This is a genomic window from Actinosynnema sp. (genome assembly GCF_052038725.1).
Window position 1 is genome coordinate 1 of the sequence record NZ_JBQGCX010000240.1, and the last position, 9,618, is coordinate 9,618.

Annotated in this window: 8 protein-coding genes, 2 tRNA genes and 1 pseudogene; 9 read left to right on the top strand and 2 right to left on the bottom strand. The window is 73.5% G+C overall.

The features are described from left to right. Positions 1–61: 61 nt before the first annotated feature. The 4 genes from ACTUAL_RS04670 to ACTUAL_RS04685 all read left to right on the top strand — a co-directional run bounded on the left by ACTUAL_RS04670 (position 62) and on the right by ACTUAL_RS04685 (position 4,076). Positions 62–1,516 carry an MFS transporter gene (locus ACTUAL_RS04670; protein ID WP_440899378.1) on the top strand — a complete coding sequence of 485 codons (1,455 nt, stop codon included), beginning with the start codon at positions 62–64 and terminating at the stop codon, positions 1,514–1,516. A 100-nt stretch (positions 1,517–1,616) separates the two neighbouring features. Continuing rightward, complete coding sequence (gene orn, locus ACTUAL_RS04675; protein WP_041836592.1) at positions 1,617–2,246, top strand: oligoribonuclease; 630 nt, start codon at positions 1,617–1,619, stop codon at positions 2,244–2,246. Positions 2,247–2,309: 63 nt separating this feature from the next. Beyond that, positions 2,310–2,382, top strand: a tRNA-His gene (locus ACTUAL_RS04680). Between the two features lie 65 nt (positions 2,383–2,447). Then, positions 2,448–4,076, top strand: coding sequence for an ABC-F family ATP-binding cassette domain-containing protein (locus tag ACTUAL_RS04685; protein ID WP_440899379.1), 1,629 nt, complete (start codon positions 2,448–2,450; stop codon positions 4,074–4,076). Positions 4,077–4,092: 16 nt separating this feature from the next. Here ACTUAL_RS04685 and ACTUAL_RS04690 read toward each other — a convergent pair whose 3' ends face one another. Next, complete coding sequence (locus ACTUAL_RS04690; RefSeq protein ID WP_440899380.1) at positions 4,093–5,295, bottom strand: L,D-transpeptidase; 1,203 nt, start codon at positions 5,293–5,295, stop codon at positions 4,093–4,095. A gap of 258 nt (positions 5,296–5,553) precedes the next feature. Here ACTUAL_RS04690 and ACTUAL_RS04695 point away from each other — a divergent pair. Continuing rightward, positions 5,554–5,626, top strand: a tRNA-Lys gene (locus ACTUAL_RS04695). Positions 5,627–5,672: 46 nt separating this feature from the next. Here the strand turns inward: ACTUAL_RS04695 and ACTUAL_RS04700 are convergent. Continuing rightward, on the bottom strand, positions 5,673–6,344 hold the full coding sequence (locus tag ACTUAL_RS04700) for a hypothetical protein (protein WP_096491758.1): 672 nt from the start codon (positions 6,342–6,344) through the stop codon (positions 5,673–5,675). A gap of 78 nt (positions 6,345–6,422) precedes the next feature. Between ACTUAL_RS04700 and ACTUAL_RS04705 the strand changes: the two genes are divergently transcribed. The 4 genes and pseudogenes from ACTUAL_RS04705 to ACTUAL_RS04720 form a co-directional block, all read left to right on the top strand. After that, positions 6,423–7,538 carry a DUF2786 domain-containing protein gene (locus ACTUAL_RS04705; RefSeq protein ID WP_440899381.1) on the top strand — a complete coding sequence of 372 codons (1,116 nt, stop codon included), beginning with the start codon at positions 6,423–6,425 and terminating at the stop codon, positions 7,536–7,538. Positions 7,539–7,626: 88 nt separating this feature from the next. Next, positions 7,627–8,010 (top strand): very short patch repair endonuclease, encoded by a 384-nt coding sequence (locus tag ACTUAL_RS04710; RefSeq protein WP_096497623.1) that lies wholly within the window; start codon positions 7,627–7,629, stop codon positions 8,008–8,010. Positions 8,011–8,029: 19 nt separating this feature from the next. Then, positions 8,030–9,115: a DNA cytosine methyltransferase gene (locus tag ACTUAL_RS04715; RefSeq protein ID WP_440899382.1), complete on the top strand. Its 1,086-nt coding sequence runs from the start codon at positions 8,030–8,032 to the stop codon at positions 9,113–9,115. 42 nt (positions 9,116–9,157) lie between these two features. Beyond that, a pseudogene (locus ACTUAL_RS04720) lies at positions 9,158–9,618 on the top strand (hypothetical protein); the annotation flags it as partial.

Consider the following 9,618-nt stretch of genomic DNA (forward strand, 5'->3'; position numbering starts at 1 on the left):
CGCCTTCCGGCGCCGGTCCGTCGAGTGGCAGGAACGCCAGTGTTCGTTACGATCCTGCCAGATGCATCGTGTGGCCGTCCTCGCCCTCGACGCGGTCGTCCCGCTCGACCTCGCCATCCCCGCGCAGGTGTTCGGCTCCTACGACGAGGTGCCCTTCCGGGTGACGATCTGCGCGCCCGCGCCGGTGGTCCGTACCAGCGCGGGCTTCTCGATCAACGCCGAGGCGGGCCTGGAGGCGCTCGCGGGGGCGGACACGGTGATCGTCCCGGGCTACCGGCCCGCCGTCGCCTTCACCGCGCTCGTCGGCGCCGCCGCGTTCCGCGCGGCCCCCGGAGCGCTGATCGCGCCGCTTCAGCGCGAGTTCGGCTGGTCCACCGGCTCGATCGGGTTCGCCGTGTCGGTGAACCTGCTGCTCTACGGCCTGACCGCGCCGTTCGCCGCCGCGCTGATGGAGCAGCTGGGCGTGCGGCGGGTCGTGGCGGGCGCGCTGGCGCTGGTCGCGGCGGGCAGCGCGCTGTCCACGCTGGCGTCCGCGAGCTGGCACCTGGTGCTCTTCTGGGGCCTGATGATCGGCATCGGGTCCGGCTCGATGGCGCTGGCGTTCGTGGCCACCATCACCAACCGGTGGTTCGTGCGGCGCAGGGGCCTGGTCACCGGCGTGCTCACGGCGGGCGGCGCGACCGGGCAGCTGGTGTTCCTGCCGGTGGTGGCCGCGCTCGCCGAGTCCTCGGGGTGGCGGGTGGCGTCGCTGGTCGTGTCGGGCGCGGCGCTGGCCGTGGTGCCGCTGGCGCTGCTGCTCCTGCGCGAGTACCCGGCGGACCTGGGCGTGCCGCCCCACGGCGGGACCGAGGTGGTGCCGCGACCCGAGCGCACGACCGGCGCCGCCCGGCGGGCGCTGGGCGCGCTCGCGTCGGCCGCGCGCACCGGCCCGTTCTGGTTCCTGGCGGGCGGGTTCGCGATCTGCGGGGCCACCACGAACGGCCTGGTCGGCACGCACTTCATCCCCGCCGCGCACGACCACGGGATGCCCACCACCACGGCCGCCGGGCTGCTCGCGCTGGTCGGCGTGTTCGACGTCGTGGGCACCGTGCTGTCCGGCTGGCTCACCGACCGCGTCGACCCGCGCCTGCTGCTCACCGCCTACTACGCGCTGCGCGGCCTGTCGCTCCTGCTGCTGCCGCAGCTGTTCCACCACTCCGTGGAACCGTCCATGCTGGTGTTCATCGTCTTCTACGGGCTGGACTGGGTGGCCACCGTGCCGCCGACCGTGGCGCTGTGCCGCGAGGTGTTCGGCGCGTCCGGGGCCGTGGTGTTCGGCTGGGTGTTCGCCTCGCACCAGGTCGGCGCCGCGCTCGCCGCGACCGCCGCGGGCCTGGTCCGCGACGGCTTCGGCGACTACGCGCCCGCCTGGTACGCCGCCGGGCTGCTCTCGGTGGCCGCCGCGGGGCTGTCGCTGGCGGTGCGGCGGAAGGCGGTCGCGCCCCCGAGCCCGCGCGACGCGCCCACGCCCGCGTGACGCGATCACCCGGCGCGCCTGCCGCGCGTGACGGAATCGCAAGGTGGACGCCCGCCCGAGCGGGCGGTCCGCTCGGGCCCCGGCGACTAGGCTTCGGGGGGTGATGGATCGCCTGGTGTGGATCGACTGCGAGATGACCGGCCTGGACCTGGGCTCCGACGCCCTGATCGAGATCGCGGCGCTGGTGACCGACGCGGAGCTGAACGTCCTCGGCGAGGGCGTCGACGTGGTCATCCACGCCGACGACGAGGCGCTCGCCGCGATGCCGGAAGTGGTCGTGAAGATGCACGCCAAGTCCGGCCTCACGGAGGAGGTCCGGCGCTCGACGACGACGCTCGCCGAGGCCGAGGCGCTGGTGCTCGCCTACATCCGCGAGTGGGTGCCCGACGCGCGCACCGCGCCGCTGGCGGGCAACTCGATCGCGACGGACCGGGGCTTCATCGCCCGCGACATGCCGGAGCTGGACGCGCACCTGCACTACCGGATGGTCGACGTGTCGTCCATCAAGGAGCTGTGCAGGCGCTGGTACCCGCGCATCTACTTCGCGCAGCCCGGCAAGGGCCTGGCGCACCGGGCGCTCGCGGACATCGAGGAGTCCATCCGGGAGCTGGCCTACTACCGCCGCACCGCGTTCGTGCCGCAGCCCGGCCCGACCTCGGAGCAGGCGCAGTCGGTGGCCGCCGAGCTGCTCGCGGCGGACGGCGTGACGCCCGCCGACCGCGTGAAATAGGGGCGATTTCAGGCTTGGCGGTGTGGCACTGTATGCTTCATCCGCCGGGCCAGCCCGGTGATGGTGGGTGTAGCTCAGTCGGTAGAGCACTGGGTTGTGATCCCAGGTGTCGCGGGTTCAAGTCCCGTCACTCACCCCGAGAGAACGCCCCTCGACCACAAGGTCGGGGGGCGTTTCCCACGTCTTGAGGGGTTTTCGCCGATGAGCGCCACTCTCGTCGCCAAGGACCTGGCCGCCGGGCACGGCGACCGCGTGCTGTTCTCCGGTCTGGACCTGGTGGTCGCGCCGGGGGACGTGGTCGGTCTGGTCGGGGTGAACGGCGCGGGCAAGTCGACGCTCCTGCGCACCCTGGCGGGCCTCGTCCCGGCCGAGTCCGGTGTGATCCGCCTCTCCCCCGCGTCCGCGACGGTCGGGCACCTGCCGCAGGAGCCCGAGCGGCGTCCGGATGAGGCGGTGCGGGACTTCCTGGCGCGCCGCACCGGGGTCGCGCACGCCCAGGCGGAGCTGGACCGGTTGACCGAACTGCTGTCGCAGGGCCTGGACGAGGGCTACTCGGAGGCGCTGGAGCGGTGGCTCGCGCTCGGCGGGGCGGACCTGGCCGAGCGGTCCGAGGAGGTCGCCGCCGAGCTGGGGCTGGGCGTGGACCTGGACCAGCCGATGACCTCGCTGTCCGGCGGGCAGGCGGCGCGGGCGGGCATGGCGTCGCTGCTGCTGAGCCGGTACGACGTGTTCCTGCTCGACGAGCCGACCAACGACCTGGACCTGGACGGGCTGGAGCGCCTCGAGGCGTTCGTCACAGGGTTGCGGGCGGGCGCGGTGCTGGTGTCGCACGACCGGGAGTTCCTGGCGCGCACCGTGACGCGGGTGGTGGAGCTGGACCTGGCGCAGGGCCGGGTGCGGTCCTACGGCGGCGGGTACGAGTCGTACCTGGAGGAGCGCGAGATCGCCCGGCGGCACGCGCGCGAGGACTACGAGGAGTACGCGGACAAGCGCTCGGACCTGGAGGAGCGGGCCAGGACGCAGCGCGCGTGGATGGAGAAGGGCGTCAAGAACGCCCGGCGCAAGTCCAACGACAACGACAAGGTCGGCCGCAAGTTCCGCTCCGAGTCGACCGAGAAGCAGGCCGCGAAGGCCAGGCAGACCGAGCGGCTGATCGAGCGGCTGGACGTGGTCGAGGAGCCCCGCAAGGAGTGGGAGCTGCGGATGGAGATCGCCGCGGCCCCGCGCTCGGGCGCGGTCGTGGCGGTGCTGCGCGGCGCGGTCGTGCGGCGCGGCGGCTTCACGCTCGGGCCGGTCGACCTGCAGGTGGACTGGGCGGACCGGGTCGCGATCACCGGGGCGAACGGCGCGGGCAAGTCGACGCTGCTGGCCGCGCTGCTGGGCCGGGTCGAGCTGGCCGAGGGCTCGGCGTCGCTGGGGCCGGGCGTGGTGGTCGGCGAGGTCGACCAGGCGCGCGGGCTGTTCCTGGGCGAGCTGCCGCTGGCCGACGCGTTCGGCGCCGAGGTGCCCGACCTGCCGTCGGCGGAGGTGCGCACGCTGCTGGCGAAGTTCGGCCTGAAGGCGGACCACGTGCTGCGACCGGCCGCGTCGCTGTCACCGGGCGAGCGCACCCGCGCGGCGCTGGCGCTGCTCCAGGCGCGCGGGGTGAACCTGCTGGTGCTGGACGAGCCGACGAACCACCTCGACCTGCCCGCGATCGAGCAGCTGGAGTCGGCGCTGGAGAGCTTCACCGGCACCCTGCTCCTGGTCACCCACGACCGCAGGATGCTGTCCACGATGCGAACGACCCGCCGCCTGGAAGTGGCGGCGGGTCGCGTCGCGGACCGCTGAGGGGCTGGGGCGGTGACTACTTGTTGCCGCCCTTCACCCACTCCTCCCACGGCACCTGCCAGTCGCCGAAGCCGTCCCAGGACTCCAGGCGCGGGCCGCCCGAGTTGGTGACGATCACGATGTCGCCGGGCTTCGACAGGTCGTAGACCCACTTCGCGTTCTCGAGCGACAGGTTCAGGCAGCCGTGGCTGACGTTGCGGACGCCCTGGTCGCCGACCGACCACGGGGCTCCGTGGAAGAAGATGCCGCTGTTGGACATGCGCGTCGCCCACTGGACCGGGGTGACGTAGCCGCCCGCGTCCAGCGCGAGGCCGTACGTGCGCGAGTCCATGACCATGCTGGCGTGCTTCTCGGTCAGCACGTAGGTGCCGACCGGGGTGGTGTTGGCCGCGTTGCCCATGGAGGTGGGCATGGTGCGCGCGACCTGACCGTTGATCTTGGTGACGACCTGGTGGCTCTGGCCGTCCGCCTCGTGGACCACCGCGTCGCCGATGGTGGTCTGGATGCGGCGGTCCTTCTCGCCGTACACGCCGTTGCCCAGGTGCTTGCCGTAGACCTTGGCGTCGATGGTGACCTTGGTGCCCGCCGCCCAGTAGTTCTGCGGGCGCCAGTGCACCTCGTCGTCCTTGAACCAGTAGAACGCGCCGTCGACCGCGGGCTCCGTGGTGATGGAGATCATGGCCTCGGCGGCGGCCTTGTCCGCGATCGGCTCGTCGAAGTAGAACGCCAGCGGCTGGCCGATGCCGACAGTGGTGCCGTCCATCGGGTTCACCGACAGGAAGGTCTGCGTCCTCGGCTTCACGGTGGTGAAGCTGGAGGTCTGCGTGACCGGCTTGCCGTCCGCTCCCCGGCCGGTGACCGAGAGCGTGTACTGCTTCTGGTAGCCGAGCGCCTCGGTGTTGACCCACTGCGCGCCGTCGGCCGAGAGCTGACCGGCGACGGTCTTGCCCTCCGCGTTGGTCAGCACGGCCTCGGTGATCTTGCCGTCGGTGGCGGTCGCCACGACCGGGAGTCCCGGTGCGACGTCCGCCGTCCGGTCGGCGGGCCCGAGGCTGAGCGACACCGGCTTGGCGGGTTCGGAGGACTGCGCCGCCACCGGCGTCGTGTCGCTCCCGTTGCCCGCCGAATCGCCCGCACCGCTCGAACACGCTGTGAGCAGGGTCGCGACGACCCCGAGCACAGCGATTCCCAGCGCCCCCCGCTTGCGCGACTTGCCCATCCCCTGCCCCGTCCGTTTCCGTGCTATTCCGAACACCGAACGTAGCTACGTCCGCCCTGTTCAGCGTCCCCTGCATAGGGGACGTCATAGGGGTTGCCCCCGTTGCCGGAGATGCTGGATCGTTACCGGCGCCCGACCGCGCCGTCCGGTGCCGCCAAACCCGGCCTGACCAGGCGATTGGGAACTGCGGCAGATGCTGTGCTAATGTTCTCCATGTCGGACGGAGCAAGAACAAAGCAAGAAAGCAAGACCGTCTGAGCGCCGCTAGCTCAACTGGCAGAGCAGCTGACTCTTAATCAGCGGGTTCGGGGTTCGAGTCCCTGGCGGCGCACTCCAGAAATGGGGCCTTCGAGAAATCGAAGGCCCCATTTCTGCGTTCAGCCGAAGGCCAGCGCTATCCGTCTCCTCACCATCAGCCTGGTCAGGCCGACATCGGGGTCGACTCGCAGGTCAGCGCGTCGGTCGAGCCGTTCGTAGGCTTTCGCCAGCAGCCAGTGCGCGGCTTCCGAGCCCAGCGGCGCCAGCGGTCCCTGCCCGCCCAGTTCGGCCAAGGTCCTGGCCACCTGCCGCGTGACGAACGCCTTTCGCACGACGCTGCCCGCCAATTCGTCTATCAGGAACACGAGGGCGTGCTCCAGGTCACCGAACCGGTAGGCGCAGAGCACCGCGAGGTAACCGGCGTCGATGGTGCGGTCGCACGTCCACGAACCGCCGACCTTGAGCGGCGGGCCCGCCGGGCGCACCGCGCTCCTGGCCCACTGCCCCGGCCGCCCGGTGACCGCGGCGGCCAGCACCCCCAGAAGAGCGTCGGAGCGCGGCCCCGAACGGGCGACGGCGTGCTCGACCAGCCCGGCCCAGAACTCGTCGTCGACCGCGCAGTCCGCCACCGCGCTGCTCAGCGTCAGCTCGGCCTCCAGCGGGTCGGCCAGGCCGGGCAGGTCCCGGCAGCGGCGCACCACCCTGCGCTGCGCCGGGGTCAGGGGTGTCCCCTGTGGACGGCTCACCACCAGGGCCGGGCGCCGCGACGTGGTCATCGTGTCGCGGCTCACAGGCTGAGGCTGGCACGGGGCGCGCCACCCCGCACCGGCCGGCGCGACACCGCACCCGAACGGGGACAATGGCCGCTCGTGGAGTCACTGCGCGAGGCGGTGTGGCGGGCCGCCACCAACCGGAGGGCGCGCCTGCCGCGCACCTCACACCTGTCACCGGCCGAGGTGGACGGCGCCGTGCGCGCCGCGCTGCGGGACGCCCTGGACCCGCTGTGGGAGCGCGGCTGGACGCCGGGCGACGTGCGCGAGGTCGTGGGCAGGGCCGGGGACGCGCGGGCGGTGGCGTACCTGGTGGACGTGCTGGCCGCCGAGTCCGAGCGGCTGGGCGCGCTGCCGCCGCTGTGGCGCGAGCAGCTGGCGGAGCTGGACGCGCGGGTCTGGTGGGACCCGGAGCTGCCGCACCTGGACCAGTGGGCCGCCAGGCACATCGAGCTGCGCGACGACGCCGTGGAGGTGGCGGTGGGCGTGCTCGCGAGCCTGGTCGGGCTGCCGCCGCTGCCCGCGATCGCGCCGCCGCCGGGGTCGCCGCTGGCCGGGCTGGAGCACCGGGGCGTGGACGCGCGCGTGCTCAAGCGGGTGCGCGGGCTGCTGGCCAAGGCAGAGTCGACCGCGTTCCCCGAGGAGGCGGAGGCGCTGTCGGCGAAGGCGCAGGAGCTGGTGACCCGGCACGCGCTGGAGCGGATGCCGGACGAGGAGCCGTCGGCCGGGTCGCGGCGGTTGTGGCTGGACCGGAAGTACTTCGACGGCAAGGCCCAGGTGGTGCACGTGGTCGCCGAGGCGAACCGGGCGCGCGCGGTCGTGCACGCCGACCTGGGGTTCGTGGCGCTGGTGGGCGCCGAGGTGGACCTGGAGATCGTGGAGCTGCTGTCGCGGTCGCTGCTGGTGCAGGCCACGCGCGCGATGGTCGCGGCGGGCGAGCGGGCCGGGAAGGCGTCGGAGGAGCGGTCGCTGGGGTTCCGCAAGTCGTTCCTGCTGGCGTACGCGCAGCGGGTCGGGGAGCGGCTGCGGGCGGTGAACGAGGTGTCGGACGACCGGTTGCTGCCGGTGCTGGCGCAGCGGCGCAAGGAGGTGGACACGCTGTTCGGGCGGCTGTTCGCGCGGACCGTGTCGAAGACGACGGTGGTGCGCAGCGCGGCCGGGTGGGACGCCGGGTGGGACGCGGCGGCCCGCGCGGACCTGGACGCCGGGCGGTGACGCTCCCCTCCCCGTGACGTGCGCCTCGCCGGTGCGGGAGCATGGTCGGGTGCCGGAGCTGGAGACCACGGACGACGTCCGCGCCAGGATGAGCAGGCAGCGCTCGCGCGACACCGGGATCGAGGTGGCGCTGCGCCGGGAGCTGCACCGGCTGGGCCTGCGGTACCGGGTGCACCGGCGGCCGGTGAGGGGCGTGCGGCGCGAGGCGGACGTGGTGTTCGGGCCGACGCGCGTGGCGGTGTTCGTGGACGGCTGCTTCTGGCACGGCTGCCCCGAGCACGGCACCTGGCCGAAGCGGAACGGCGAGTTCTGGCGGGCCAAGATCGAGGCGAACCGGGCGCGGGACGCGAACACGGACCTGGTGCTGGCCGAGGCCGGGTGGGCGGCGGTGCGGGTGTGGGAGCACGAGGACCCGGCGGTGGCGGCGGAGCGGGTGCGGGAGGCGGTCTTGGGGCGGCGCGGTCTCGGCTAGCCTGACCGGTGTGCTGTCCATGATCGACCTGTTCGCCGGGTGCGGCGGCATGACCTCCGGTTTCACCTCGGCGGGGTTCGAGCCGGTCATGGCGGTGGAGCACGACCTGCACGCGGCGTCGACGTACGCGGCGAACTTCGGCGAGGACCACGTGCGGTGGGCCGACATCGCGGCGGTGCCGGACTCGGCGGTGCCGCGGGTCGACGTCGTGGTGGGCGGGCCGCCGTGCCAGGGGTTCTCGACGCTGGGCTCGCGGGACGTGAACGACCCCCGGAACTCGCTGTGGCGGGAGTACCTGCGGGTGGTGCGGGCGGCGCGGCCGTCGGTGTTCGTGATCGAGAACGTGGGGCGGTTCCTGGCGTCGACCGAGTTCGCGCTGCTCCAGGCCGAGACCGAGGGGTACGAGCTGTCGGCGGGGGTGCTGCTGGCGGCCGACTTCGGGGTGCCCCAGCGGAGGCGGCGGGCGATCGTGATCGGGTCGCGGGTCGGGAAGGTGGAGCTGCCCGTGCCCACGCACGCGCGCGAGTCGTGGCACGCGGTGCGGGACGTGCTGACCGGGTTGCCGGAGGTGCCCGCGTCGACCGCGCTGCCCAGGGCGGCGGCGGAGTTCTTCGGGCGGTCGGTGCCGGGGCGGTTCACGAGCGCGGACCTGCACATCGGGCGGAACCCGACGCCGCTGTCGCTGCTGCGGTACCGGCACGTGCCGCCGGGCGGCGGGCGGTTCGACCTGCCGGACGAGCTGCTGCCGAGGTGCTGGCGGGAGAAGAAGACCGGGACGACGGACGTGATGGGGCGGATGCGGTGGGACGAGCCGTCGCTGACCATCCGGACCGAGTTCTACAAGCCCGAGAAGGGGCAGTACCTGCACCCGCAGTGGGAGCCGGGCGAGGACGGGCACCGGGTGGACCGGCCGATCACGCACCTGGAGGCGGCGCGGCTGCAGGGGTTCCCGGACGGGTTCCAGTGGTGCGGGACGACGGGCGAGGTGGCGCGGCAGATCGGCAACGCGGTGCCGCCGCCGCTGGCGAGGGCGGTGGCCGAGCAGGTGCGCGGGGCGCTGACCGGCGTCGCTCGACCGGGTGACTTCTGCCCGCTCTGCCCGTGACCGGCCCGGTTTTTGTCGGGGGTCGCCCCTAGCGTCGTCGACATGACGACAGCGACGTACGAGAGCACTGTTCTGCTGGGCACGACGAGCTACCGGGTGGTGGCCTCGGCCGATCCGGACCTGGTGGTGGAGCTGACCGGGGTGGACACCTCGGGGGCGCAGGTGGCGGAGGGGGCGCTGCGGCTGCCCGCTGACGCGGGGGTGGCCGTGGGCAGGCTGCTCGGGCAGGTGCTGGGGGCGTTGGGGCGGCTGGGGGCTCGGGGGCCGACCGGGCGGGAGCGGCCTGCGAACGCGAACCAGCCGTGGAGCGGGGAGCTGGACGGGGAGCTGCGCGCGGCGTGGCTTGAGGCGGAACCGGGCACGACGGCGGCCGAGCTGGTGCGGGTGGTGGCGCGCGGGATGGGGCGGTCGGCGTGGTCGATCCGGGCGCGGCTGGCGCGGGTGGGCTGCGACCCGGACGTGCCGGGGCGGGTGCTGTCGCCTGCGGGCGCGGGGGTGCTGGG

Coding starts and splice junctions, on each gene's coding strand:
- ACTUAL_RS04670 (WP_440899378.1), top strand. CDS start 62: ATGCATCGTGTGGCCGTCCTCGCCCTCGACGCGGTCGTCCCGCTCGAC.
- ACTUAL_RS04685 (WP_440899379.1), top strand. CDS start 2,448: ATGAGCGCCACTCTCGTCGCCAAGGACCTGGCCGCCGGGCACGGCGAC.
- ACTUAL_RS04690 (WP_440899380.1), bottom strand. CDS start 5,295: ATGGGCAAGTCGCGCAAGCGGGGGGCGCTGGGAATCGCTGTGCTCGGG.
- ACTUAL_RS04710 (WP_096497623.1), top strand. CDS start 7,627: ATGAGCAGGCAGCGCTCGCGCGACACCGGGATCGAGGTGGCGCTGCGC.
- ACTUAL_RS04715 (WP_440899382.1), top strand. CDS start 8,030: ATGATCGACCTGTTCGCCGGGTGCGGCGGCATGACCTCCGGTTTCACC.